The sequence below is a fragment of the Pseudomonas sp. Irchel 3A5 genome (genome assembly GCF_900187575.1).
Classification (GTDB): Bacteria; Pseudomonadota; Gammaproteobacteria; order Pseudomonadales; family Pseudomonadaceae; genus Aquipseudomonas; species Aquipseudomonas folii.
In genome coordinates this window covers 302,857-327,158 of the sequence record NZ_FYDU01000003.1, presented here as the reverse complement: position 1 = coordinate 327,158, position 24,302 = coordinate 302,857, and the positions used below count along the sequence as shown (strand labels likewise).

The following is a 24,302-nucleotide window of genomic DNA, read 5'->3' as shown; positions in this document are numbered from 1 at the left end:
TCAAATGTGGCATAGCTCAGCTTCACCGATGAGGCGTGATTCGTTAAGGTGGGTTATTACTGATGCAGTTGATGATCGCCTGCTGATCGTCGAATGAAGGGCAAGAAACTCACCCGGTTTAGGAATCAGAAAAGATGTCAGTCTCAATTAGAGAAGCCTCTCGTATAGCTGTTGAGGTAGTCGAAGAGCTGTTCGATGATCAATCGATTTCGAATGTCATGTTCGAGGAGGTCGAGAAGGATGAGGCTGGTCATTGGCTGATTACCGTCGGTTTTGATCGTAAGGTTGAGGGGAGAAGTTCTTTACTGGGCGGAGCGGTTGGGAGCTTTGCCAAAACCGAGCGAAAATATAAAGTTGCAAAGATCGACGGTGAAGGTGATCTGGTATCTCTGAGAGATAGGCTTTTGTGATCCATGAAGCCTAAAGTTCTGATCGACACGAATCTGCTTATGCTGTTGGGAAGACCATCAACTGATTGTTACTTCAAATATCCTGACTGAGGTGAGCAATCTCTTGTGGAGCGGGGCTGATGCTCACAAAATTCCTATCCGAGAGATTCTGAAGGATGTCATTACGCTCAGTCGCGAGTATTCACTGGATAGCTCGGAAGTAGCGTCTTGTGCCGAGTTTATGAAATTAGGGTTAACAGATGCTGGCATACTGGAACTGAAGGGGCTGGCGGGCATTATTCTAACTGCAGACCTTGATCTGCATTTGGCAGCACTAGAGCGAGGGCTGGAGTCAGAGAACTTTACTCACTATAGAAAACTTCTTTAGATCAGGTGCCTCTTCGATAGCGTTTTGGTATGCGTCAAACCAGAAGCTGTGCATCTTCATCACAAGTCCTCTATACGGCGAGGAGGGTGGTTGCCCGATTTCATTGCCAGCATTTCTATCACCTGAAACAACAAAGCCCGCATTAGCGGGCTTTGTTGCTTCAGGCTAAGATCTCAATCAGAAGTCGTAACGCACATTCGCGGTGAAGGTGTCGGCGTCGAAGCCACTGCTGGTCAGGTAGTTGTACGTCCCGCCCACGCTCCACGCACCCACGCGGTAGTTCGCGCCCAGTCCCAGCTCGTAGCTGTCGCGGGCCGGTGTTGCGCCGGTGGTGGTGAACGGCGTACCGCCGAGCACGAAGGTGGAGGTGGTGCCGGCCTTGTCGCCGATGAAGTCGTGCCAGGCCATCAGCTTGGCTTCCGGCTCCAGGCTGCCCACGCCTACGTCGAAAGCGGCTGCCAGGCGGGCACCCAGCCCCATCTCGCCGATTTCATAGCGCTGGCTGCCAACGTTGAGAGCGGCAGAGCTGCCTTTTTCACGGTACGAGTCAATCGATACGTTGGCGTAGCGCGCACCGACCTGCGGTTCCACCACCCACTGCTTGTCGAGCTGGAACGTGTAGCCTGCCAGTGCATTAACGCCGAAGATCTCACTGTCGTAGTCGGCCTTGGCGCGAGTGCCCGCGATGTAGCGCTTGGACTCGTTGTCGTTCCAGCCATACATCAGGGAGGTGTCGACGAAGAAGTTGTCACGTGCCCAGTTGCCGTACAGGGTCAGTGCATGGCCGGTGACATCGGTTTTGCTACCCAGGTCGGATTTGACGTCGCTGGTCAGGTAGCTGTAAGCCAGGCCCACGGTGGTATCGGCATTGAGTTTGCCATCGGCGCCCACGGCGATGCCGTTGGTGTTGGCGTCGTAGCCGTCGATACCGTGGCGGCTATCCTGGTTGGCGTCGCTGGACAGCGCCTGTAGCCATACGCCTTGATTGGCCAGGACGTCACCCGAGGACAGACCGTTACGTGCTTTGCTGGCGCGGCGATTCACGGCACTGCTGACCAGATTCTGGCTGTTGGTGGCGGCGTTGATCGCTCCACGGCTGACGTCCGGGGTCAGGGTTTCGGCAAGTTTCGCCAGTTCTTCGCTGGTGGCGGCGTTGGCGAAACGCTGGAATACCGGGTCGCTTTCGTCCAGCTGGCCCATGACCGAGTTTTTGAACGGCTTGATGGCGTTCACTGCATTGCGTGAGCCACGAGCGCCCAGCAGGTCTTCTGTGATCGTCTCATCGCTGCGGGTGGCTACCAGTGCTTTTACGTCCTGGCCTTCAATGCCGAAGTTCTTCACTTCAAGCAATGCCGAGGAGGAAACCACGGACAGGTTTTGCGGCTCTTCCCAGGTGCCAGAGTTGATGAGGGTGTAGCGGGTGCCCTGAGCCGAGGTGCGGAAGTCGTCCGAGCGGGCCTGCAGTTCGACCTGGCTACCTGGAGAGAAGTAGGTATTGCCAGTGACTTTCAGGATTGGCGTATTAGGCTGTGTGTCGTTGTCCAGCAGCAGGCGCAGGCGAGCAGTGTCGCTGTCCATGTCGAGGTCGCCGACGATCGTGGTCTGCGGGCGAAGCAGCGTCAGGCGGCCACCGTCGATATCGACAAAACCGGAACGGATGGTCGAGCCATCGAACATCGCGTCGCCTTGCACCAGCACACCGCTCAAGCCCAGTAGGTCACCCTTGACCTGGCCACCTTGCCAGTAGAAATATGAAGGGGAGGCATTGTCGTCCGCCAGAATTGCTGCGGTGCCGCCTTCGATCAGGCCGCCTGTCTGTCTGATGGAGAAGATGTCGAAACCGCCGGAGGTGTCGAGGCTGACAAAGTGGATACCCACGCCGTCGGCGGAGATAGTCCCGCTGTTGTTGATGTCGCTCTTGAAAGGGGCGCCTGACATAACGCCTGTAAAGCGAGCTTTTTCGATCTCGATACCTGCAGAATCGATGCCGCGAGCGGTAATAGTCCCCGAGTTGTTGATGCTCGCCTGGGTCGACGTAATCATCATGCCATTGGCATTTTCGCCCGTGACGGTGATGTTGCCGGTGTTATTCACTTCACCCGCGATGGTCGCCAGGTACAGGTCCAGCCCCGAGGTACCGTTGCCGGTCACCGTAATATCGCCCTGGTTGACCAGATCACCAGCGACGGTGGAATCGAGGGTCAGCGAGATACCGGCCGGGAAGTCGGTGGAGTTCGCAGCCGTCCGGTTAATCTTGCCCAGGTTGACCAGGCTGCCTTCCAGGGTCACGTCGTTCAGATCTACACCTGCGTTTTGCGACGTCCCGGTGAAGGTGGCGTTATTGAAGACATCGCCGGAGCTGCTGTATGCCCCGGTGCTCAGGTCATAGTTGAAGTCGGGTGCAGGTGCTGCATGGGCAGTGGCAGACGCAACGGAGAGAGCCAGCAACGAGCGGCGCAGGTGGGAAATGTTCAAGGCAGTATCCTTACAGGGCAGAAACTGACAGGGAACAACCGGCGCGTCAGCGTCTGTTTTAGGCATCCCTGCCAGCTTGTCAGTTAAGTGCTGATTCAAGCGGGGGAAAATTTACACATTTGTGTAGGACAATTCATCTTCGAATTGCTGAAATAGGTAAAAAAAAGCGCAAAACTGCGACGCGATAGTTATTTTTATCAGTCTTATCGGATTAGTCAGCAGTAAGCGGAACTTAATGGCGTTTTCTGTGGTCTGCGCCAAGCCATTGCGCTAATGGTCGTCCTGAATCTCAGGATTCTCATGTTCCAAAGGTGTTTTCATCCATCCGCCCCATGTCTTTTCCCATCCCTCATCATGGCTGACTGCTGGTACAGAGATGCATTGGGAAAGGGGCGAGCCAAGCGCCTGTTGATACGCATCTGCCAAACGACCAGGAATAATCAGGTCTGCTTCCCCGATCAGATGACGCTGGGGCAAAGAGGCGAGTCGATCACGATAGTCCAGCGGATCCAGTGAGCCCTCCAGTGGCGACAGGCCTTGCATGGTCGCCCATAGCCGTGGACTTAGATTGCCAGCAAGGGTTTGCACTTGGGTAACATCATTGCGCTGCGCCGCTAACAAGAGTGCGAGAGCGGCTCCTCCGGAATAACCCACGATTTCAAACTCTCGGTTGCCATATCGATGTTTTAACTGATCCAGCGCCTGGCTGAGACGGGTAACCACTTCCTGAGAAAAACGTCGATGGGTCCAGAGTGCTGATTGACATCCCGCCGCCATGACGAACTGGCAGGGGCGCGCCAGGTAGGCGTTGGGCGTCGGGTCACTAACCGCAAGCCGTGGCACCAGCAGATTGTGCGGGCTGGGGTCCAGACTGGGCTGAGTGGCCGTTGCCCAGGAGTGGCCATCACCTTCCAGATAGACGCGCAGGCGAGTCGGTATTTCTGCGCTGCGTGGTGCAAGGATGACGAGGGGGAATTGGGAACCTGACAGGACTTCCAATTGGCGGCCGTGCTCTTCCGCGAGTTGCTGCAACGCCTCGCGCGGCGATTGGCAGGCGATGAGAAGCGCGCTGACCATTACCATCCAGGCTTTACAGAAACCGGCCAACGGCGATCGACAGGGAAAGTGCCTTTTCATAAAAAGTTATACCGCACTTTGGAGGCCGACAAGTTCATCGCTGAAGTGGGCATGATGCCTCGTGGTCAGTTTCGAACAAGACCCAACCCCTCTGCATCAACCACCACCGTCACCCCTTCATAACTCGCCAGCGTCCCATGCTGCGTGTCCATTTCATGCTCATGCGTCGCCGTAATCACCACCACACTCGCGCCCGCTGCTTCAGCCGCTGCAATGCCTGCGGGTGCATCTTCGAATACCAGACAGTCTCTCGGATCAACGCCCAGTCGTTTGGCTGCAAGCAGGAAGCAGTCCGGGGCGGGTTTGCCTTGGCTGACGTCTTCGGAAGTGACGATGTTGACCGGCAGTTTCAGTCCGGCGGCTTTCAGGCGGGCTTCGGCCAAAGCGCGTGGGGCGGAGGTCACGATGGCCCAGCGCTCGGGTGGAAGCGAGGCAAGGAGGCGGGCGGCGTCGGCGACTTCTATGACGCCTTCCACGTCATCGATTTCTGCTTGTGAAATGGCTTCGGCTTCCCGTTCTGCGTCTACGCCGGGCAGATTCAGGTTGCGGATGGTGTCGATGCAGCGCACGCCGTGGATGGTAGGCAGGAAGGTTTTGACGTCCAGGCCGTGGCGTTCTGCCCAGTGGGTCCAGACCCGCTCGGCAGCGACGATGGAGTTGAGCAGCGTGCCGTCCATGTCGAACAGGAATGCCGAGAAGCGTCGGTTGTTGAGCATGGGATACCTCTTTGAAGTGGGGGTAGTGTGAAGATGTGCGCGATTTTGTAGGAGCTGCCGAAAGCTGCGAAATACGGTGTGTCAGGAAAAACGCCTTCGCAGACTTCGGCAGCTCATAAAGAGGCCAACATATTCCGTGACAATTCCGAGTCTGCCCAGCAGTAGCAGGGGGTACGAACCTGATTTTTTGCCATCCTTTCGCCATGTAGTAGCGGCAAATTGTCGCAACACGGTTTTGCGCGAGTAAGATACGCACCTTGATTTCACGACCCCGATTTTTTCGAGGCTGGCCCTGATGCGCTCTTTTGGAGATTCCGGGTTGCCAGTCTCGGTTGTACGGACTGAATACGAGTAGACAAGAAAAGGCGATCACTGAAAATGACCAAGACTTCGCGACCTTTATATATTTCCTATGCCGGCCCTTCGCTGCTGGAAATGCCGCTGCTGAATAAGGGCAGTGCTTTTACCCCGCAAGAGCGGGTCGAATTCAATCTGATCGGGCTGCTGCCGCAGAACGTAGAAACCATCGAAGAGCAAGTCACGCGGGTGTACAGCCAGTATCAGCAGTGCGCGAGCGATCTGGACAAGCATATTTATCTGCGTTCGATCCAGGACAACAACGAAACGTTGTTCTTCCGCCTGCTTGATTCCCACCTCGATGAAATGCTGCCGATCATCTACACGCCGACGGTAGGGCAGGCGTGTCAGGAATTCTCCAAGATCTACCGCACGCACCGTGGTTTGTTCATTTCCTATCCGGATCGCGACCGCATCGATGACATCCTGCGCAGCGCCACCAAGGATCGGATCAAGATCATCGTCGTGACTGACAGCGAGCGAATTCTCGGTCTGGGTGACCAGGGCATTGGTGGCATGGGCATTCCAATTGGCAAGCTGTCGCTGTACACCGCGTGCGGCGGGGTCAGCCCGGCTTACACCCTGCCCATCGTGCTGGACGTCGGCACCAACAATCAGGAGTTGCTCGACGACCCGATGTACATGGGCTGGCGCAACAAGCGGGTGACCGGCAAGGAGTACGAAGACTTCATAGCGCTGTTCATCGAAGCCGTTCAGCGTCGCTGGCCGGACGTATTACTGCAGTTCGAAGACTTCGCTCAGACCAACGCCATGCCGTTGCTGGACAAGTACCGCGACGAGCTGTGCTGCTTCAACGACGACATTCAGGGCACCGCATCGGTTGCGGTGGGGACTTTGCTCGCGGCCTGTAAAGCCAAGAACGAAACCCTCGGTCAGCAGCGCGTTGTATTCCTCGGCGCAGGTTCGGCCGGTTGCGGGATTGCCGAGCACATCATCGCCGCGATGGTGATTGAAGGCCTGACGGAAGCAGAAGCGCGCAAGCGAGTGATGATGGTTGACCGCTTCGGCCTGCTGACCGATAGCATGGACAACCTGCTGGACTTCCAGAAGAACCTGGCCCAGAAAGCGGGGGACGTGGCGGGCTGGTCGAGCGGTACAGGTTATCCGGAACTACTGGATGTAGTGACCAATGGCAAGCCGACTGTATTGATTGGCGTGTCCGGTCAGCGCGGCTTGTTCACCGAGCAGATCATTCGCGAAATGCACAAACACTGCGCCAAGCCGCTGGTTATGCCGCTGTCCAATCCAACGTCGAAAGTTGAGGTCACCCCGCAAGAGGTTCTGACCTGGACCAACGGTGATGCGCTGGTGGCAACCGGTAGTCCATTTGCGCCCGTGACTGTGGGCGATCGCACGTTCCACATTGCACAGTGCAACAACTCCTACATCTTCCCGGGCATTGGTCTGGGCGTGATCGCGGCCAAAGCCACGCGGATTTCCGACAAGATGCTGATGGCTGCTTCCAACGCGCTGGCCGAGTGCTCGCCGATGGTGACGGGCAAAGGCGACGCGGTATTGCCGCCGCTGAAGGAGATTCAGGACGTCAGCAAGAAGATTGCTCTGGCCGTGGCCAAGCAGGCTCAGGCTGACGGTGTGGCGCTGGAAACCACTGAAGAGTTTCTGGTTGAGGCAATCCAGCGTAACTTCTGGCAGCCGAAATACCGGGCGTACCGTCGCAGCGCGGTTTGATCGCGGGCTGACGAATTGAGCTATAGCCGCGACAGGCAAGCCTGTCGCGGCTTTTTTTATGGGTTTAAAATGAAACAGAGTTAACGATCTGAAATGCAATCTCTGTGGGAGCTGGGCTTGGTCTGGGCGGCATTCCGACGATAAGCGCGCTGCGGTTAGTCAGAATGACCGCGTTATCGTTAATGGCGGGCAAGCCCAGCTCACACAGGAATCACTGATGCCGTGGGCGAACATGGAATCTCCCACAGGTTCGGTGTTTGCCGTTAGAAAGCGCTGAGTCATGGGCTCCGCGCGATTATCAGTACCTATATAAAATACAGGAGCATCCGTTGGAAGGATTCGACAAGGCAGGAGCTGAGCTCATCAGCGCCTTCAACGCCGCCCTGAAAACCCTGCTGCAAACCAAACCTGCGAAACCCTGCACCGGCGAGCCCCTGTATTTCAAGCCGCTGGATACACCCATAGGCCCCATGCTGGCCATGGCGGAAAAGCGCGGGCTGGTAATGCTCGAATTCCTGGATCGGCCGATCCTGATGCGTGAAGTCGAAGAACTGCGCAGTCGCTTCGGCTATCTGATCGGGGCGGGTGACCATCCGCATCTGCTGCAGATTGAAGATGAGCTGAAACGCTACTTCGAAGGCACGTTGACCCGCTTTGAAGTCCAGCTCCATACGCCCGGTAGTATTTTTCAGAACCAGGTGTGGGAAGCGTTACGTCAGGTGCCTTACGGGACTACTTGCACGTATGGCGAAATCGCGCTGTTGCTGGGCAAGCCAGGCGGCAGCCGTGCGGTCGGGCTGGCTAATGGCAGCAATCGCATGTCCATCGTTCTGCCGTGTCATAGAGTCATCGGCGCCGACGGCTCGCTGACCGGTTACGGCGGTGGCAAGCATCGCAAGGAATTCCTGTTGCGTCTGGAGCGCGTAAAACTGCCCATCGACGAGCAAGGCCACTTAGCGTTCTGAAAGTCGCAGCGCTGGCCCGATGAACGGTCACTTTTTGCCTGTATTAGCTACAAATCCAAGATGAAGATGTTTAACACTTGCAGGACAGATGCGCGGTAATTGCCGAGGGCGATATATACTGCGCGCCATTCTTCAAGGGAGAGCCGTGTGGCCATCGATATTCACTGGATTCGCGACGACGACAGCCTCGCCCTGCATTGCGCACAGTGGCAGTCATTGCCCTTTGTAGCCCTCGACACCGAGTTCATGCGGGTCGACACTTTTTACCCCATCGCGGCTTTGCTGCAGATTGGCGACGGTACCAGCGCGTGGCTCATTGACCCGCTGCTGATCAATGACTGGCGCCCGTTGGCGGCACTGCTGGAAAACCCTGACGTCATCAAAGTGGTGCATGCCTGCAGCGAAGACCTGGAGGTTTTGCTGCGTCTGACCGGCAGCCTGCCAGCGCCGCTGTTCGATACGCAACTGGCGGCTGCTTACCTGAACCTGGGTTTCTCCATGGGCTACTCGCGTCTGGTTCAGGACGTCCTGAACATTGACCTGCCTAAAGGCGAGACCCGTTCGGACTGGCTGCAACGTCCGTTGTCCGAAACACAGATCAGCTACGCAGCGGAAGACGCGGTGCATCTGGCCGAGCTTTACAGCCTTCTGCGTCCGCGCCTGTCTGACGAAAAATACACGTGGCTGCTGGATGATGGTGCCGAACTGGTCGCCAATCTGCGTCGCGATGTCGACCCGAACGAGGTTTATCGCGAGGCCAAGCTGGCCTGGAAACTGTCCCGCGCTCAGTTGGCAGTCTTGCGTGAGCTGTGTGCCTGGCGTGAGCGTGAGGCCCGTGCCCGTAATGTGCCGCGTAACCGCATCGTGCGTGAGCATTCGCTGTGGCCGTTGGCCAGGACTCAGCCGGACAGCCTGGCTGCGCTGGCAAAGATTGACGACATGCACCCCAAGACCGTGCGTCAGGATGGCGAGTATCTGCTCAACCTGATCAAGACGGCCAGCAGCTTGCCGCCTGATCAGTGGCCGCCGGCGCTACCTGAGCCTTTGCCGATCGAAGCCGCGGCCGTGATCAAGACGCTCCGTGCGGTGGGCCAGGGCTATGCCGAACAACTGGACATGGCGCCAGAGCTGATGTTGCGCAAAAAGACCCTGGAAGCCCTGCTTAAAAGCGGCTTCCCGAACGGTCCCTATCAATTGCCCGATTCGCTGCGTGGCTGGCGTCGCGAATTGATGGGCCAGGCGCTGCTCGACAGCCTGGCCAACGCAGGAGAACAGCAGTGAAGCGTATTTGCTCGATTTACCGTAGTACCAAAAGAAATGAGATGTACCTGTACGTGCTCAAGAGCGATGAGCTCAAACGCGTACCGCCCGAGTTGATGGTTGCGTTCGGCAAACCGTTTCATGCGTTCGATCTGGTATTGAGTCCAGAGCGTGCGCTGTCTCGCGAAGACATCAATAAGGTATTGGAGAATCTCGACACCCAGGGTTATCACTTGCAGATGCCGCCAGCGGAGGACGAGTACATCGAACACTTGCCCGAAGAGCTATTGCGTCGCAATGATCCGGTCTGAGCCAAAGCCAACACCCGTTAGCCGAAGTTATAAAGATTGATACTGGTGAGAGCGCCAAGTCAGGGCGCATTGCCGGTCATTGGTCGCCTGTATTGTTTTTAAGGTTTTGAAGCCATGCGCGTTCTGATCGCCGAACACGATTACCCTGTCTACACCCAACTGCTGCGCAAGGCTGCGCCGGAACTGGAAATCCTCAGCACGGGCGACTCTGCCGAGTTGTCCAGGTTTGCCACTGATTGTCCGGTGTGGCTCGGCCAGCCGGACCTGTTGGCCAACCTGCTGCGTCAGGGACACAAACCCGCATGGATGCAATCGACCTGGGCAGGCATTACCCCGCTGCTGGCCGAAGGTCTTACCCGAGATTACCGCTTGACCCGTGCGGTTGGCATATTCGGCCAGGTGATGGCCGAGTTTGTCCTGACTTACATGCTGGGTCACGAACGTGAAGTGCTGGCGCGTCTGGTCAGCCAGGTCGAACGCAAGTGGGACAACCGCAGCGGCCAGAGTCTTGCAGGCCGCAAGGCCTTGATCGTCGGCGCAGGTGACATTGGCGTGAGCGTGGCGCAGTTTCTGGTGCCGTTTGGCGTGCAGGTCTATGGCATCGCGTCCAGCGCCCGCACCCAGACACCTTTCGTTGAAGTCGGCGCGATGGAGGATCTGGATCGGCTGGTAGGGGAGGTGGATTACGTTATTAACCTGCTGCCTAACACGCCGCAAACCCATGATCTTTACGATGCGAAGCTGTTCGCCAAATTCAAGCCTACGGGGTTGTTCATGAACGTCGGGCGCGGTACTTCGGTGGTGGATGCTGATCTGGTGGAGGCCCTCAAGGAAGGGCATCTGGCGGGCGCAGTGATTGACGTTTGCCGTCAGGAACCGCTGCCGCAGCGTCACCCCTTCTGGACCGCCTGGGGGCTGCTGCTGACCGGTCATAGCTCGGCGCCAACGTCGCCAGTGGCAATGGTCGGGCTGTTTCTTGAGAACCTCAAGGCCTATGAGACGGGTGAGCAACTGCGCGGGGAAGTGGATTTTTCGCGGGGGTATTGAGTCTGGGTCTATCGTTGCATCTGGGGTAGGAGCCAACCTGCTGGCGAGGCGTATCAGGGAAAATTCTCGCGAACAAGTTCGCTCCTACCGGTGCGCTGAAAGCTTCACGCGTCACTTTCAGGTTTTCGCCGGGCCGGGTAGGAGGCAACTTGTTGGCGAGGAGGTGTGTCAGTTACCGCCTCTCGCGAACAAGTTCGCTCCTACCGATGCGGTGAAAGCTCGCGCGTCATTTTCAGGTTTTCGCCGGGCCGGGTAGGAGCCAACTTGTTGGCGAGGCGTTGTGTCAGTTACCGCCTCTCGCGAACAAGTTCGCTCCTACCGATGCGGTGAAAGTTTCACGCGTCACTTTCAGGTTTTCGCCGGGCCGGGTAGGAGCCAACTTGTTGGCGAGGACGTGTGTCAGTTACCGCCTCTCGCGAACAAGTTCGCTCCTACCGGACTGGTGTTTACAGGCTGAAATCACCTTCAGCTGCCAACTGCGCCACGGTCTGGCGTGGGCTTGGCACTTCCCGGCCTTGCAGGTATTCCGGCAAGATCGATTTGTCGCCCAGCTTGCCGATCGCCACTGCTGCGTGCACCGCGTAGCCTTCCGGAATATTCAGTTCTTTGCGGGTCAGTTCCTGATCGAAACCGGCCATGCCGTGTGTGTGCCAGCCGCTCAGGCTTGCTTGCAGAGCCAGGTAGCCCCAGGCGGAACCGGTATCGAAGGTGTGCCAAAGCGCCGGGCTTTCTTCCGTGGCGCCGGGTGCAGTGAAGGTGGTCTTGGAGATCACGATCACCAGTGCCGCGGCATGTTGGGCCCAGTTACGGTTGAACTCGACCAAAAGGCTCAGGTAACGCTCCCAGTTCGGCGTGTCCCGGCGTGCATACAGGAAACGCCAAGGCTGCGAGTTATAAGCCGAAGGCGCCCAGCGTGCAGCTTCGAAAAAGCTCAGCAGGGTTTCCTGAGGAATGCTTTCGCCACTGAACGCGCGAGGCGACCAGCGCTCGGTGAATTGTGGATCGATAGGGAAATCGGCGACGCGAGGGTTTGTGCTCATGAGAATCCTGAAAGGCAAGGATGGAGGAACGCTCAAGCGGTGGGCCGTGGACGGCAGGCATCGCGGGTGTCGTATAGCGGATGTTGTATAAAAGCCGCGCACTAAAGCTACTGCGCCGTCCGTCCGATGACAAGTCTTGAGTACCGGCAGTCGATCACACTTGGCCCGTAGCCCCTGTCGCACTAGACTGGCCGCCTTTTTCCTACCTGATGTTGATAGCCCGAACCCATGGCCGCTAAAGTCGAACCCTTCTGGATCCGCAAGACCCTCGCCCAACTGGACACTGCTGAGTGGGAGTCGCTGTGTGACGGCTGTGGCCTGTGCTGTCTGCAGAAGCTTGAGGATGAAGACGACAACAGCGTTTATTACACGCGTATTGCCTGCAAGCTACTCGACCTGAAAACCTGCCAATGCACCGATTACCCGAATCGCCGTGCATCGGTTCCTGACTGTATCCAGCTCACGCCGGGGCAGGCTGACGAATTCAAATGGCTGCCGCCGACCTGTGGTTATCGTTTGGTCAGCGAAGGCAAGGACTTGCCGCTTTGGCATCATCTGGTGTGCGGTGATCGGGAGAGGGTACATAAAGAACGCATCTCTCAGTCTGGTCGCATGGTCAGCGAGAACAGCGTGCCTGAGGATGATTGGGAGGATTACCTGATATTTCGGGCGGGGTGAATCATTGCGCGTATCGGTAGGAGGCAACTTGTTGGCGAGGCGGTGTGACAGTCAGCACCTCTTGCGAACAAGTTCGCTCCTACCGGTGCGGTGAACGCTTCACGCTTTATTTTCAGATTTGTAGCCGGACAGGGTAGGAGGCAACTTGTTGGCGAGGCGTTGTGTCAGTCAGCACCTCTCGCGAACAAGTTCGCTCCTACCGGCGCGGTGAAAGCTTCATGCGTTATTTTCAGATTTGTCGCCGGACCGGGTAGGAGGCAACTTGTTGGCGAGGCGGTGTATCAGTCAGCACCTCTCGCGAACAAGTTCGCTCCTACCGGTGCGGTGAGAGCTTCACACGTCATTTTCAGGTTTGTCGCCGGACCGGGTAGGAGGCAACTTGTTGGCGAGGCGGTGTGTCAGTCAGCACCTCTCGCGAACAAGTTCGCTCCTACCGATGCCGGGAGTGCTTACAAGCCGTTCTTCGGCTTGGTCAGCGCTTCCAGGCCTTCAGTCAGCGCGTCTTCAGTCGCCACTTCAGCTTTGGTCTTCAGCAGGCTCAGCTCGTCACCGGCACGTTTGATGCGCGATTTGGCGATGTCCAGATCGTTGCGGCTCTTCTCGATCATGCTCTTGGCCGAGCAATGCCCGGTGATACCGCGGGCCAGCACGGCGCCGCCGATAGCCAGCTGGATCAGGCCGAAGAAACCGCCCCGACGCAGGCCTTTGCCCATCATCAATACGCCGCCTGCCAGCGAGCCCACACGCTCCCAGCCTTGAACGTTCTGTTCTGGTTTGCCTTCGATGGCGTCGTCAATGCGTTCTACAATCGGGGTATCGCTCATGATCTTGCTCCATGATGGGATGATTTCGGTTCAGTAAGAACTGACTGTTGCCTTCCGAAACTGTTCAATCCATTTCACTCAGCTGTTTACGAATCAGCCTGTTCCCGGCCGAATTGCGGACCCGAACGAGTGTTGACGCCCTTCGCCATGCGGTCGTAAAGCACCACGTTGACGGTCGCAGCCAGGTTCATGCAGCCCTGAGTCGGGATATAGACGACGTCTTCGCACCAGTCGCGAATTTCTTTGTCCAGCGAACCGTCTTCAGGGCCGAAGATGTACAGCGCACGGTCCGGGTGAGTGTATTCCGGCAGGGCGCGAGCGCCGTCCACCAGTTCCACCGCGACCGGAATGCAGCCCAGCGGCAGAATACTTTTCAGGTCTTCGATGCCGATTAACGGGATGTCCTGATGGATCTTCTTGGTGTCGGTAACGAAGTCCCGGGCGCGCTCATAGCGTTTGCCGGTGTAGAACACCGAAGCCACTCCGTAACAACCCGCCGCACGCATCACGGAGCCTACGTTTTCCGGAGACTTGGGATTGAACAGGCCGATGCAGGCATAGCGTTTGTTTGCCACGGAGAGGTGCTCGCTGGGAAAAGCGGGCGATTATACGGTGGCAAAGCCGCAAGCGGTAAGCTACAAGCTACAAGCGGATTGGGTTGCTCTTACTTGCAGCTTGAAGCTTGCAGCTCGAAACTGCTTCTATTCCTTCTTCATCAACCCCGCCAACGCCGCAAACGGGTTGTGCGTCGCCTTGGCGGCTTTCGGACTGCTGGTGGAGCTTTCAGAGAAGTACTGCTGGTCGGTATAGCGCGAATGTTCATTGTCGTGGCAGTAAAGGCAGAGCAATTCCCAGTTGGAGCCATCCTGAGGATTGTTGTCGTGGTTGTGGTCGCGGTGGTGCACGGTCAGTTCGCTCAGGCGCTTGCCGGCGAATTCACGGGCGCAGCGGCCGCAGACGTGCGGATACATGCGCAGCGCCTTGTCGCGATAACCCATCTCGCGGTCGCGCTGGGCGTCGGCCAGGATGCGATCCAGCTTGGCGGTGTGGGAGGGTGGGTTGGCCGTGCTCATGGGATCACCTGTATCGAATTCGGTCGTTGAAACAATAATGAATGTGCCAAGTCTAGCGCGTCGCGACGGGTTCAGCCTTTGAGTTTTTCGGCGATCCAGATGGTGTGTCGCGTGCCCTTGTTGCCGTGGGCGAAGACTTGCACTTCCTCTGCCTTGAAACCGGCCTTGCGCAGCTTGTCGGAAAACTTCTGATCGGCGCTGGCTGACCACACAGCCAGAATACCCTTGGGGCGTAAAGCCTGCGCACAGGCTGCCAGTCCACCGGACGAATACAGCCAGCTGTTGGACTTCTGCGTCAGGCCTTCGGGGCCGTTGTCCACGTCGAGCATGATCGCATCGAAGCCATGAGGCTCGCTTTTCAATACCTGAGCGACGTCCTGAACGATCACTCTGGCGCGCGGGTCTAGCAGCGGATTACCAGACTTCTCGCCCAGCGGCCCGCGATTCCACTCCACAACACCGGGTACCAGCTCGGCCACCACGACTTCGCCATTCTTGCCCAGATGCTTGAGTGCCGAGGCCAGAGTGAAGCCCATGCCGAGGCCGCCGATCAGTACGCGAGGCTGAACCCGTGAGGCGACTTTCTTGCAGGGTATTTCCGCCAAAGCGTCTTCGGAGCCGTGCATGCGGGTGTTCATCAACTGGCCGCCATCGCCGCCCTGAATCTTGATTACAAAGTCTTCTCCGTATTCGAACAGGCACAAAGCACCGCCGTTATCGGGAATGGCAGTGGTGTCGAGCAGCACGAAACGTTTCATTGAGGACTCATTTGGAGGTAGATTTTTGACCACATGTCGTTGGCCAGGAGTAGGCTGAACGGCACAACAATCGTTTGGCACAGGAGGCCATTGATGAAGCGCGCTATTCTACCGGCGATTATCCTGACTGCGCTCTGGGTAAATGTCGGGTATGCAGATAATCAGTCTGCGGCATCTATCCCCGCATCGGGCTCGCCGGGCACCGCCACACCGACGCCGTATCCTCAGGTCGTTCCGCCTGGGCCTGCACTCATAAACGGCACACAGGGCAACGGGACATTGCTGCCCAAAGTCGAACTGCCGCAGCCACCCAAGGGGCAGCCAGTGCCAGGGCTGGATCAGAATGCCCCGACGCCGATGCCGGCTCGGCCTAAATAGATTCCCCTGAAATCGATGTCATGGAGCGGGTCGAGGGCCTGCGGGAGTTCTATGTTTGCCCGCAAGCTGATTGACGACGTGGGACCGGCTTCAGCCGGGAAGGCGGTATTTCACAGATAAAAATTCAACGTCTGTGCCGGTCTCTTCCCGGCTGAAGCCGGTCCCACCTCATCAGTGAATCCTATGGAAGCGGTGCTGTGTCTGGGCGACATTCCGAGGATCATTAGACGCAGTTTGCAGGCATACCGCGTTATGGTTTATCGCGGGCAAGCACCGCTCCCACATTTAAGCCAGTTTCTGCTCAGACGTTGCGAATTACTTGAGACAAACAACTAAACCTGCTGCGCCAACAGCTGGCCATCAACCATGCGCAAGCGTTTGGACAGCGACGTGGCCAGCGCCCGGATGATTTTCGCGGCAACCCGCGGCGCTTCATCGAGCATTTTTTCCAGCGCGTCCCGGCCCAGATTCAGCAACTGACAATCGGTTGCTGCAATGCAACTGGCCGAGCGACGCTCGCCATCCAGCACGGCCATTTCGCCAAATGCCCGGCCGCGACGCAACACGGCAATTTCCACCGTTTGCCCCTCAGGGTTGAGCTTCTGCACCGAGACCGTGCCCAGGTGGATGATGCTCATGAACGAGCCTGGATCGCCTTCACTGAAGATGGCTTCACCTTTGGCAATCGATGCCATGTTGAAGTAGCCCGCAGCGGTCTGGAAATCAGCAGGCAGCAGTGGGTCAAACAGCCCACAGTCCATGAGCATGTCGCGGATTTCGTTATTCAGGTGTGACGGTTGTTCTGACATGGTCGGGTCTTGTTTTGGCCAATCAACGGTGTTGATGTATTTGAGCAAAGTCGGACGTTTCAAGGTCCGACCCCACAGCTACTAAGACACGGATTTCAAACCGAGTTCATGGGTTGATCTGCAATACCTTGAAGATAAACCCGTATTCGAGTGCCACGTCACGCAAACCCTGATAGCGACCGCTCATGCCGCCGTGGCCTGCGCCCAGTTCGGTTTTGAGCAGCAGCAGGTTATCGTCAGTCTTGTGCGCCCGCAGTTTGGCGACCCACTTGGCCGCTTCCCAATACTGCACCCGGCTATCGTTGTAGCCCGCGATCACTAGCATGGCCGGATACTTTTGGGCGCTGACGTTTTCATACGGCGCATAGGCTTTGATTCGCTCATAAACCTCCGGCTCCTGCGGGTTGCCCCACTCGTCGTACTCGGTGACGGTCAGTGGCAGGTCGGGATCAAGCATGGTATTGAGCACATCAACGAAGGGCACTTCGGCAATCGCGGCCTTGAACAACTCGGGACGTTTGTTGACCACTGCGCCAATCAGCAGGCCGCCGGCGCTGCCGCCACTGATCACCAACTGTTCGGCGCTGGTGCGCTTCACAGCGATCAAGTGCTCAGCACAGCTGATGAAGTCGTCGAAGGTGTTCTGCTTGTGTTCCTGCTTGCCGTTCCGATACCAGGCTTCACCCAGCTCGCCGCCGCCACGCACGTGGGCGATAGCAAAGGCCACGCCGCGATCCAGCAAACTCAGGCGAGCGTGGGAAAACCACGGGTCAAGGCTTTCGCCGTAAGCACCATAGCCATACAGATACAGCGGCGTTGGCTGGTCTGCCAGCTCACGTTTGACGACCAGGCTGATCGGCACTTGCGTACCGTCTTTGGCGGTGGCCCACAAACGCTGGCTGACATAGGCGTCGGCATCGAACGGGCCGAGCACCGGGGTTTCCTTGAGGACCGATTGCTCGCCGCTGGCCAATGTCAGTTGCCGTACCTGGGCCGGGCGATTCAGAGACTGGTAGCGCAGGCGGATTTTATCGCTGTCGAACTCCAGCGTGTCCTGCACGTAAAGGCTGTAAGCCGCGTCCGGCAACTGCACGCGATAGGTCGGCAGACCTTGCGGACGCACCTCGATGATCGGCAAGCCTCCTTCGCGGAGGCTAAGGGTCAGGCCCTTGGCGTTGAGGCTCAGACCCTCAAGCATCACCGTGTCGCTGTGCGGGACCAGTACTTTCCAGTCATTGCGGGTCGGCACGCCGGTGGCTTTTTGCTCAGCCTGATACAGCGCAAAGTTGATGCCGTCCTGATTGCTACGGATCAGCCAGCTCCACACGCCGTCCACCTGGCCGTGATCGATGGAGTATTCATGACCTTCAACGCGCGGCGCCATGCACGCGAATGCGTGTTGCGGTTGATCGGCATCCAGCACCCAGGCTTCGCTGGTGGTCTTGCTGTCGAGCCCGAGAATCAACTGCTTTTCCGAGCTGCTGCGATAGCAATGCAGGAAAAACCGGCCATCCGGCTCGTTGAAAACCAGATCCGCCGCGTCATCACCCAGGCGATGGCGATACAGCTTGTGCGGCCGATGGGTGTCGTCCAGCTCGCCGAAAAACAGCGTCTGACTGTCGTTGGCCCACGTCATGCTGCCGTCGCAATCCTCAAACGGCAGACTGCTGACTTCACCATTGCTCAGCTCTTTGACGTAAAGCTGATAAACCTCTTCGCCGGTAGTGTCCAGACTGTACGCCAGACGCCGATGGTCAGGGCTGATGCTGAATGCACCGAGGGAAAAGAAGCCGCCCCCCGCCAGCACATTGGGGTCGAGCAACACTTCTTCATGGCTTTCGTCGATGCTCAGCGAACCGTCTACCGGACGCGGGCAGCGGTAATGACGGGCGTATTCGTCACCTTCGGTGGTGCGGGTGTAATACAGATACGGTCCCCAAGGGGAGGGCAGCGACAGGTCGGTTTCCAGAATGCGGCCTTTGATCTCCTGAAACAGCGTCTCGCGCAGCGCTTCCTGATCGGCCAGTTGTGTCTGCTGCCAGGCATTTTCCGCCTTGAGGTAGTCGAGCACTTCGTCCGTGTCGCGGTTTTGCAGCCAGGCGTAGGGATCTGCACCCTCGGCTTTGCGGGCAAGGGGGGCAGTGGATGGTGAATTCGATAGGGTCATGCAGGGCTCTCTCGTGGAGGCGCCTGGCGCAAGCGGAAAAAATGAAAAGCCGCTGCGCCGGACTAATACTCAAGCCGGACAAGCCGGGTTGGCGAAAAGCCGTTATCATAAGCGCCTCTTTACCTGCCTTACCACGGATGTCATGACCGAGAACGACTATACGATCGCCTGGGGGCTCTACGCATTTGCTGCGTTGGGCTGTCTGCTGGTTTGGTTTCTGGCGACTCGCTGGATGTGGCGTTACCTGCGCGAGCCCCTGGTGGTGATCGTTGCGGTGTTGCTGTTTACCCCGACAATGATCGACGCCACCAAGGAAATTTACGCGCCCGCCGTTGCCATTACGGCCCTGGACCTGTTGTTCAAGGTGGGCAGTAACGTCTGGAACGCGCTGTCTGATCTGGCCATGTACGGCATGATTGCCCTGGTGGTTTACGTGCTGTTCGCGTTGATTCGCTGGCCTCTGGAAAAAAGCTGGAAAGCTCGCCACCCGGAAAAACCTGTCCAGCCTGAAACCGCAACGGATGTCGAAGACGAGGATGAGCCTTTTTCCGACACTGACCGCCTTGCGCGTAAACCGGTGGCGCCCAACGTCAATACCAGCAGCCGTTCGCGGGTCGAACCGCGCCTTTGAATCGTCCTCCGGCGCTTGTGTCGCCATGCTGCTGAACGTTTGCAATCGAGAACCTGAGCATGTGTGAACTACTGGGCATGAGCGCCAATGTCCCGACTGACATCGTTTTCAGCTTTACCGGCCTGATACAGCGCGGCGGGCGTACCGGCCCGCATCGTGACGGCTGGGGGATCGGCTTTTACGAAGGTCGTGGCTTACGCTTGTTTCAGGACCCCGCCGCCAGCAGCGAATCGGAAATTGCCCAACTGGTGCAGCGTTATCCCATCAAAAGCGAAGTGGTGATTGGCCATATCCGTCAGGCCAATGTCGGTCGCGTATGCCTGTCCAATACCCATCCCTTTGTGCGCGAGCTCTGGGGCCGTAACTGGTGTTTCGCCCATAACGGCCAATTGGCAGGTTTCGATCCCCTTGCTACGTTTTATCGGCCGGTGGGCGACACCGACAGCGAGGCGGCGTTCTGTGATTTGCTCAACCGCGTGCGCGAAGCCTTCCCTGAGCCGGTAGAAGTCGAAGAACTGCTGCCATCACTGGTCGAGGCGTGCAGTCACTATCGCAGCAAGGGTGTGTTTAACTGCTTGCTCAGTGATGGCGACTGGCTGTTTTGCTTTTGCAGTACCAAACTGGCCCATATCACACGTCGCGCTCCGTTTGGTCCGGCACGTCTGAAGGATGTCGACGTGATCGTCGATTTTCAGGCCGAAACCACACCCAATGATGTCGTGACGGTGATTGCTACCGAGCCGTTGACCGAGAACGAAAACTGGAACCGCTACGAGCCGGGTCAGTGGGCGTTGTGGCGGCGGGGTGAGTGTGTGGCGAGCGGCAATACCTGATTTTTGGGAGCGGTACGCAATTTTGTAGGACTGGCTTTAGCCGGGAGGACGTCGGAACATTCACCAAATCTCCGTTGCCTGAAATACCGCCCTCCCGGCTAAAGCCGGTCCTACGAGGTCGAGGGCCCAGGCGCCAGCTTGCAGGCAAACATAGAATCTCCCACAGTAGGGATGCAGTCCAAATCCAATAGATGTGCCTGGTTTGAGAGGGATCTAAATGCTGCGAAGTTATCTGCGATTGGTCTTGTTCACGGCGGGCCTGTTGTTCGGGGTTCAGATACCGGGTTTTATCAGTGATTACGGCAAGCGGGTCGAGGCGCATCTGCTTGAGGCTCAGCAGAGTGTGCGAGGCTACAATGCGACCGCGCAGCAGTTCTTCAAAGGCGATGTGCAGGCGTTGATTCAGCACTACCGCGACAGTGAAGACCCGGTGTTCCGCAGCGACGCCGATACCATCAATACGCTCTTGACCCGCACTCAGGTCCTGGAACGTGAATGGCTGGCCATGCAAGGCCCTTGGTATGCCCGAGCGATTCATGTCGCTGTAGCTTCCGATGCCGATATCCGCAGAGAGACCTGGAACGGTTACACCTGGCAGGTGTTGCTGGCACCAGACGTCATTGCCTGGGGCATCGTCAGCGCGCTGTTGTTGGCGTTCCTGATCGAGAGCTTCTTCCTGATGATCAATTGGGTCGTCAACGGCGGCCGTCGCAAGCATCGGCCGGAGCGGGATTGGCGCTGATTTTAGCCCCGGTATCTCTACACCGCGCTATATCGCGGCAAACATTGGACCTGTAGGAGCGAGGCTTGCCCGCGAAGCAGTCGATGCGGTAAGTCAGACGCACCGCATTATTGTCTTTCGCGGGCAAGCCTCGCTCCAACAGGTTCTGCGTAGATTCAGATAGCTCCGCGCTGTTTGATGAGAGTGCTACTTCGACAAAAACCTCATCCCTTCTTCCAGCCCCCGCAGCGTCAGCGGATACATCTGATCCTCGATCAAGTCCCGCACGATATTGGTTGATGTGGTGTAGGCCCAGGCGTCTTTAGGGTAGGGGTTGATCCAGATGAGCTTCTTGAACTTGGCCGTAAAGCGCTGCATCCACAAATAGCCCGGCTCTTCGTTCCAGTGCTCGACACTGCCGCCCGCCTGGGTGATTTCATAGGGCGCCATAGCCGCATCGCCGATGAAGATCACTTTGTAGTCCGCACCGTATTTATGCAGTAAATCCTGGGTCGAAAAGCGTTCCGAGCCGCGGCGCATGTTGTTCTTCCACACCGATTCATAGATGAAGTTGTGGAAGTAGAAATACTCCAGATGCTTGAACTCGGTTTTGCACGCCGAGAACAGCTCCTCGCAGACTTTGACGTGGGCATCCATCGAGCCGCCGATGTCGAACAGCAGCAACAGCTTGATAGTGTTGCGTCGTTCCGGACGCATCTGGATATTCAGCAGACCTGCGTCGCGAGCGGTGTGGTCAATGGTGCCGTCGATGTCCAGTTCTTCCGCCGCGCCCTGTCGGGCGAATTTTCGCAGGCGGCGCAGGGCGATCTTGATGTTGCGCGTGCCCAGTTCCACTTGATCATCGAGGTTTTTGTATTCCCGCTGATCCCACACCTTGACCGCTTTGCCTTTGCGCTCGCCAGCGTCGCCAACCCTGATGCCTTCCGGGTTATAGCCGCCTGAGCCGAAGGGGCTGGTGCCACCGGTACCGATCCATTTGTTGCCACCGGCATGACGTTCCTTTTGCTTTTCCAGGCGCTTCTTGAATTCTTCGATGAGCTTGTCGAGGCCACCCAGGGATTGAATCTGCGCGCGCTCTTCATCTGTCAGCGAGCGCTCGAACTCCTTGCGCAGCCAGTCCTCGGGGATCAGCGCCTTGAGATGATCGTCGAGTTTTTCCAGACCATTGAAATAGGCGCTGAACGCCCGATCAAACTTGTCGAAATGCCGCTCGTCCTTGACCAGAATCGTTCGGGCGAGGAAATAAAACTCGTCCATATCGGCGAAGGTGACCCGCTGTTTCAGGGCATTGATCAGGTCCAGCAGCTCGCGCACCGAGACCGGGACCTTGGCGGCGCGCATTTCATTGAACAGATTGAGGAGCATGGTCTCTCCGGATCAGCGGTTGCCGCGACGGCTCATGAACGCCAGACGCTCAAGCAGTTGCACGTCCTGTTCATTTTTGACCAGCGCCCCGGCCAGTGGCGGAATGGCCTTGGTCGGATCGCGCTCGCGCAGTACCGCCTCACCGATGTTGTCGGCCATGAGCAGTTTCAGCCAGTCCACCAGTTCGGAGGTCGAAGGCTTTTTCTTCAGGCCTGGCACTTTGCGCACGTCGAAGAACACGTCCAGCGCCTCGCTGACCAGATCCTTCTTGATATCCGGGTAGTGCACGTCGACGATCTTCTGCAGCGTGGCGCGGTCCGGGAAGGCGATGTAGTGGAAGAAGCAGCGGCGCAGGAAAGCGTCCGGCAGCTCTTTTTCGTTGTTGGAGGTAATGATAATGATCGGCCGGACTTTGGCTTTGATAGTCTCGTCGGTCTCGTAAACGTAGAACTCCATCTTGTCGAGTTCTTGCAGCAGATCGTTGGGGAATTCGATGTCGGCCTTGTCGATTTCGTCGATCAGCAGAATGACCCGCTCTTCGGCTTCGAAGGCTTCCCAGAGCTTGCCTTTCTTCAGGTAGTTACGCACGTCGTGGACTTTATCCACGCCCAGTTGTGAGTCCCGCAGGCGGCTGACCGCATCGTATTCATACAGGCCTTGATGGGCCTTGGTGGTGGATTTGATGTGCCAGGTAATCAGCTTCGCACCAAAGGATTCAGCCAGTTGCTCGGCGAGCATGGTCTTACCGGTGCCGGGCTCGCCCTTGACCAGTAACGGACGCTCCAGGGTAATGGCCGCGTTGACCGCCAGCTTGAGATCGTCGGTGGCGACGTATGCGCGGGTGCCTTCAAACTTCATCGGTAAATCCTCGGTAAACAATGCGCGGACTATAGCGCGAGGCCTTGGCGACTGTGAATGTGGGGCGGGTATTCAGTGACTGAATGGCGAGGTTGGTGCGCTTCCCGTAGGGCCGGCTTTAGCCGGGAGGGCGTCGGAACATCCGCCACATTTTCTCCGCCAGAAAAAATGCCCTCCCGGCTAAAGCCGGTCCTACAGGCGTTAGCCCTTGCTGTTGTCATACCGCGTATTGAACGCCTGCACAAACGCATTCCTCAGGATCTGCAGGAACGCCTGAAACGCGCTGACATTCTGCTTGTGCACGCTCCCGCTCAGTTCAACCCGAGTAGCAAACTGGTTTTCGCTCTGGTTCTTGAGCACGGTTTCGCCGCCGCCCACCACGGCTTCCCAGATAGACCGAAAGAAGCCTTTATTCTGGTTTTCGACGTCCTGCTTCCAGTTGAAGACTTCAACATCGCGCAGCAGGGGTTTGATGTAACCACTCAACTGGCCTTTGTTCGCTTGAGCTTCGATCACCAGATCGCCTTGCCCGGCGTTGAAATCGAAGTTGCCGTAGGCAGATGCAAAGTCGTTCAAGCGCTTGAGCTGGATGCCCGTGGCTCGCAGGCGCAAGTCAAAATCCTCGAAGTTGGTGAACGGATCGAAGGTCGCGAAGGCTTCCATTTTGGCGTGGCCTTCAAGCATCGCCTTGCCTTCGAAGCGTGCATCGCGATTGCCTTTTACGTCCTCGACGTTCGTCAGGTTGTAAAGACTGGCATTGAGCGAGTCGGCCTCGATTTTCACTTTAGGCGTCGTGCTGAAGTTGTTGAAGGTGATCCTGCCGTCATTGATTCGGACTTCGTTGAGCGTGATCGGCAGCAGCTTGTTGATTTGCTCTTGCCAGTCGGTGCCCTGACCCGTCTGTGACGCTTGCTTGTTGTTGCCGCCGTCGACGAAGTTGACCTCTGGTTGAGCGAATATCATCTCGGCAACCACCGCATGGTCGTACCACAGATGTTTCCAGCTCACGGCCAAATCGATGACCGGTACTTTGACGAACGGGACCGGCACCTTGCCGTCCACCTTGACGATGTTCAGCCCGTTGATTCTGTAAGCGCCGCGCCACAGGGCCAGATCGACATCCGTGACCTGGCCGCGGTAATCGCCCATGTCGGCGAGCTTGTCGTTGAGGTAGTTGCGGACCAGCAAGGGCAGGGTGATATGCACTGCGATCAATAGCACAACAATCCCGGCCAGGGTCCAGAGTGGCCAGCTATAGCGACGTTTCATGGCAAGGGTCTCAAGTTGCGATGAGTTGTTGACTCTTTGCGTTCGCATCCGTTCGCTGCGACTGGACGCATGCCGGTCATGAGGCATAGGCTTCCAACTCTCTGACATCTGATGAACGTGCA

Annotated in this window: 24 protein-coding genes; 11 read left to right on the top strand and 13 right to left on the bottom strand. The window is 57.4% G+C overall.

Translation table 11 applies throughout. The features are described 5' to 3' along the window. The first annotated feature begins 134 nt into the window (after window positions 1–134). Window positions 135–410, top strand: a complete 276-nt coding sequence (locus CKW31_RS06255; RefSeq protein WP_095093516.1) for a hypothetical protein — start codon at window positions 135–137, stop codon at window positions 408–410. A 544-nt stretch (window positions 411–954) separates the two neighbouring features. Here the strand turns inward: CKW31_RS06255 and CKW31_RS06245 are convergent. The 3 genes from CKW31_RS06245 to CKW31_RS06235 form a co-directional block, all read right to left on the bottom strand. Then, window positions 955–3,252 (bottom strand): autotransporter outer membrane beta-barrel domain-containing protein, encoded by a 2,298-nt coding sequence (locus CKW31_RS06245; RefSeq protein ID WP_095093514.1) that lies wholly within the window; start codon window positions 3,250–3,252, stop codon window positions 955–957. A 270-nt stretch (window positions 3,253–3,522) separates the two neighbouring features. Then, window positions 3,523–4,329 carry an alpha/beta hydrolase gene (locus CKW31_RS06240; protein WP_095093513.1) on the bottom strand — a complete coding sequence of 269 codons (807 nt, stop codon included), beginning with the start codon at window positions 4,327–4,329 and terminating at the stop codon, window positions 3,523–3,525. A 125-nt stretch (window positions 4,330–4,454) separates the two neighbouring features. Further along, the gene (locus CKW31_RS06235; protein ID WP_095093512.1) at window positions 4,455–5,105 is read right to left on the bottom strand and encodes an HAD-IA family hydrolase; all 651 of its coding nucleotides are present in this window, start codon (window positions 5,103–5,105) and stop codon (window positions 4,455–4,457) included. A gap of 378 nt (window positions 5,106–5,483) precedes the next feature. Here CKW31_RS06235 and CKW31_RS06230 point away from each other — a divergent pair, with 378 nt between their 5' ends. The 5 genes from CKW31_RS06230 (at window position 5,484) to CKW31_RS06210 (ending at window position 10,755) form a co-directional block, all read left to right on the top strand. Continuing rightward, entirely contained in the window at window positions 5,484–7,172 is a 1,689-nt protein-coding gene (locus CKW31_RS06230) for an NAD-dependent malic enzyme (protein ID WP_095093511.1), read from the top strand. Window positions 7,173–7,501: 329 nt separating this feature from the next. Then, the gene (locus tag CKW31_RS06225) at window positions 7,502–8,137 is read left to right on the top strand and encodes a methylated-DNA--[protein]-cysteine S-methyltransferase (RefSeq protein WP_371856695.1); all 636 of its coding nucleotides are present in this window, start codon (window positions 7,502–7,504) and stop codon (window positions 8,135–8,137) included. Between the two features lie 147 nt (window positions 8,138–8,284). Continuing rightward, complete coding sequence (gene rnd, locus CKW31_RS06220) at window positions 8,285–9,418, top strand: ribonuclease D (RefSeq protein WP_095093510.1); 1,134 nt, start codon at window positions 8,285–8,287, stop codon at window positions 9,416–9,418. Continuing rightward, window positions 9,415–9,708 (top strand): YcgL domain-containing protein, encoded by a 294-nt coding sequence (locus CKW31_RS06215; protein WP_027901859.1) that lies wholly within the window; start codon window positions 9,415–9,417, stop codon window positions 9,706–9,708. Before rnd ends, CKW31_RS06215 begins: the two co-directional genes overlap by 4 nt. A gap of 114 nt (window positions 9,709–9,822) precedes the next feature. Continuing rightward, the gene (locus tag CKW31_RS06210) at window positions 9,823–10,755 is read left to right on the top strand and encodes a D-2-hydroxyacid dehydrogenase (protein WP_095093509.1); all 933 of its coding nucleotides are present in this window, start codon (window positions 9,823–9,825) and stop codon (window positions 10,753–10,755) included. Window positions 10,756–11,201: 446 nt separating this feature from the next. Here the strand turns inward: CKW31_RS06210 and CKW31_RS06205 are convergent, their stop codons facing one another. Continuing rightward, window positions 11,202–11,795 (bottom strand): nitroreductase family protein, encoded by a 594-nt coding sequence (locus tag CKW31_RS06205; protein WP_095093508.1) that lies wholly within the window; start codon window positions 11,793–11,795, stop codon window positions 11,202–11,204. 228 nt (window positions 11,796–12,023) lie between these two features. On the opposite strand from CKW31_RS06205, the gene CKW31_RS06200 reads away from it, so the two are divergent. After that, window positions 12,024–12,473 carry a YcgN family cysteine cluster protein gene (locus CKW31_RS06200; protein ID WP_095093507.1) on the top strand — a complete coding sequence of 150 codons (450 nt, stop codon included), beginning with the start codon at window positions 12,024–12,026 and terminating at the stop codon, window positions 12,471–12,473. A 449-nt stretch (window positions 12,474–12,922) separates the two neighbouring features. Here the strand turns inward: CKW31_RS06200 and CKW31_RS06195 are convergent, their stop codons facing one another. From CKW31_RS06195 to CKW31_RS06180, 4 genes are all read right to left on the bottom strand, one after another. Next, window positions 12,923–13,297 (bottom strand): DUF2892 domain-containing protein, encoded by a 375-nt coding sequence (locus CKW31_RS06195; RefSeq protein ID WP_095093506.1) that lies wholly within the window; start codon window positions 13,295–13,297, stop codon window positions 12,923–12,925. An 86-nt stretch (window positions 13,298–13,383) separates the two neighbouring features. Continuing rightward, a complete protein-coding gene (locus tag CKW31_RS06190) occupies window positions 13,384–13,872 on the bottom strand; it encodes an RNA methyltransferase (RefSeq protein ID WP_087265375.1) in 489 nt (162 codons plus the stop codon). Window positions 13,873–13,998: 126 nt separating this feature from the next. Next, window positions 13,999–14,370, bottom strand: a complete 372-nt coding sequence (locus CKW31_RS06185) for a YajD family HNH nuclease (RefSeq protein WP_095093505.1) — start codon at window positions 14,368–14,370, stop codon at window positions 13,999–14,001. A 71-nt stretch (window positions 14,371–14,441) separates the two neighbouring features. Next, window positions 14,442–15,128 (bottom strand): spermidine synthase, encoded by a 687-nt coding sequence (locus CKW31_RS06180; RefSeq protein WP_095093504.1) that lies wholly within the window; start codon window positions 15,126–15,128, stop codon window positions 14,442–14,444. Window positions 15,129–15,221: 93 nt separating this feature from the next. Between CKW31_RS06180 and CKW31_RS06175 the strand changes: the two genes are divergently transcribed. Then, window positions 15,222–15,506, top strand: coding sequence for a hypothetical protein (locus tag CKW31_RS06175; RefSeq protein WP_095093503.1), 285 nt, complete (start codon window positions 15,222–15,224; stop codon window positions 15,504–15,506). Window positions 15,507–15,838: 332 nt separating this feature from the next. Here CKW31_RS06175 and CKW31_RS06170 read toward each other — a convergent pair whose 3' ends face one another. Together CKW31_RS06170 and CKW31_RS06165 are read right to left on the bottom strand one after the other, a co-directional pair. Beyond that, window positions 15,839–16,315 (bottom strand): cyclic nucleotide-binding domain-containing protein, encoded by a 477-nt coding sequence (locus tag CKW31_RS06170; protein WP_095093625.1) that lies wholly within the window; start codon window positions 16,313–16,315, stop codon window positions 15,839–15,841. 106 nt (window positions 16,316–16,421) lie between these two features. Next, window positions 16,422–18,482, bottom strand: coding sequence for a S9 family peptidase (locus CKW31_RS06165; protein WP_095093502.1), 2,061 nt, complete (start codon window positions 18,480–18,482; stop codon window positions 16,422–16,424). A gap of 142 nt (window positions 18,483–18,624) precedes the next feature. Between CKW31_RS06165 and CKW31_RS06160 the strand changes: the two genes are divergently transcribed. The 3 genes from CKW31_RS06160 to CKW31_RS06150 all read left to right on the top strand — a co-directional run bounded on the left by CKW31_RS06160 (window position 18,625) and on the right by CKW31_RS06150 (window position 20,688). Further along, entirely contained in the window at window positions 18,625–19,113 is a 489-nt protein-coding gene (locus tag CKW31_RS06160) for an MFS transporter (RefSeq protein WP_095093624.1), read from the top strand. A 59-nt stretch (window positions 19,114–19,172) separates the two neighbouring features. Then, window positions 19,173–19,946 (top strand): class II glutamine amidotransferase, encoded by a 774-nt coding sequence (locus CKW31_RS06155; RefSeq protein ID WP_095093501.1) that lies wholly within the window; start codon window positions 19,173–19,175, stop codon window positions 19,944–19,946. 217 nt (window positions 19,947–20,163) lie between these two features. Further along, the gene (locus tag CKW31_RS06150) at window positions 20,164–20,688 is read left to right on the top strand and encodes a DUF2937 family protein (protein ID WP_095093500.1); all 525 of its coding nucleotides are present in this window, start codon (window positions 20,164–20,166) and stop codon (window positions 20,686–20,688) included. 186 nt (window positions 20,689–20,874) lie between these two features. Here the strand turns inward: CKW31_RS06150 and CKW31_RS06145 are convergent, their stop codons facing one another. From CKW31_RS06145 to CKW31_RS06135, 3 genes are all read right to left on the bottom strand, one after another. Continuing rightward, entirely contained in the window at window positions 20,875–22,053 is a 1,179-nt protein-coding gene (locus CKW31_RS06145) for a VWA domain-containing protein (RefSeq protein ID WP_095093499.1), read from the bottom strand. A gap of 12 nt (window positions 22,054–22,065) precedes the next feature. Continuing rightward, on the bottom strand, window positions 22,066–22,911 hold the full coding sequence (locus CKW31_RS06140) for a MoxR family ATPase (RefSeq protein WP_027901874.1): 846 nt from the start codon (window positions 22,909–22,911) through the stop codon (window positions 22,066–22,068). 201 nt (window positions 22,912–23,112) lie between these two features. Next, window positions 23,113–24,180, bottom strand: coding sequence for a DUF748 domain-containing protein (locus CKW31_RS06135; protein ID WP_095093498.1), 1,068 nt, complete (start codon window positions 24,178–24,180; stop codon window positions 23,113–23,115). Window positions 24,181–24,302: the final 122 nt, after the last annotated feature.

Bases quoted from the DNA above. Each gene is read 5' to 3' on its own strand.
- CKW31_RS06255 (WP_095093516.1), top strand. From the start codon at position 135: ATGTCAGTCTCAATTAGAGAAGCCTCTCGTATAGCTGTTGAGGTAGTC.
- CKW31_RS06205 (WP_095093508.1), bottom strand. From the start codon at position 11,795: ATGAGCACAAACCCTCGCGTCGCCGATTTCCCTATCGATCCACAATTC.
- CKW31_RS06235 (WP_095093512.1), bottom strand. From the start codon at position 5,105: ATGCTCAACAACCGACGCTTCTCGGCATTCCTGTTCGACATGGACGGC.
- CKW31_RS06240 (WP_095093513.1), bottom strand. From the start codon at position 4,329: ATGGTCAGCGCGCTTCTCATCGCCTGCCAATCGCCGCGCGAGGCGTTG.
- CKW31_RS06230 (WP_095093511.1), top strand. From the start codon at position 5,484: ATGACCAAGACTTCGCGACCTTTATATATTTCCTATGCCGGCCCTTCG.
- CKW31_RS06185 (WP_095093505.1), bottom strand. From the start codon at position 14,370: ATGAGCACGGCCAACCCACCCTCCCACACCGCCAAGCTGGATCGCATC.
- CKW31_RS06160 (WP_095093624.1), top strand. From the start codon at position 18,625: ATGACCGAGAACGACTATACGATCGCCTGGGGGCTCTACGCATTTGCT.
- CKW31_RS06210 (WP_095093509.1), top strand. From the start codon at position 9,823: ATGCGCGTTCTGATCGCCGAACACGATTACCCTGTCTACACCCAACTG.
- CKW31_RS06195 (WP_095093506.1), bottom strand. From the start codon at position 13,297: ATGAGCGATACCCCGATTGTAGAACGCATTGACGACGCCATCGAAGGC.
- CKW31_RS06165 (WP_095093502.1), bottom strand. From the start codon at position 18,482: ATGACCCTATCGAATTCACCATCCACTGCCCCCCTTGCCCGCAAAGCC.
- CKW31_RS06140 (WP_027901874.1), bottom strand. From the start codon at position 22,911: ATGAAGTTTGAAGGCACCCGCGCATACGTCGCCACCGACGATCTCAAG.
- CKW31_RS06200 (WP_095093507.1), top strand. From the start codon at position 12,024: ATGGCCGCTAAAGTCGAACCCTTCTGGATCCGCAAGACCCTCGCCCAA.
- CKW31_RS06150 (WP_095093500.1), top strand. From the start codon at position 20,164: ATGCTGCGAAGTTATCTGCGATTGGTCTTGTTCACGGCGGGCCTGTTG.
- CKW31_RS06135 (WP_095093498.1), bottom strand. From the start codon at position 24,180: ATGAAACGTCGCTATAGCTGGCCACTCTGGACCCTGGCCGGGATTGTT.
- CKW31_RS06180 (WP_095093504.1), bottom strand. From the start codon at position 15,128: ATGAAACGTTTCGTGCTGCTCGACACCACTGCCATTCCCGATAACGGC.
- CKW31_RS06170 (WP_095093625.1), bottom strand. From the start codon at position 16,315: ATGTCAGAACAACCGTCACACCTGAATAACGAAATCCGCGACATGCTC.
- CKW31_RS06155 (WP_095093501.1), top strand. From the start codon at position 19,173: ATGTGTGAACTACTGGGCATGAGCGCCAATGTCCCGACTGACATCGTT.
- CKW31_RS06175 (WP_095093503.1), top strand. From the start codon at position 15,222: ATGAAGCGCGCTATTCTACCGGCGATTATCCTGACTGCGCTCTGGGTA.
- CKW31_RS06145 (WP_095093499.1), bottom strand. From the start codon at position 22,053: ATGCTCCTCAATCTGTTCAATGAAATGCGCGCCGCCAAGGTCCCGGTC.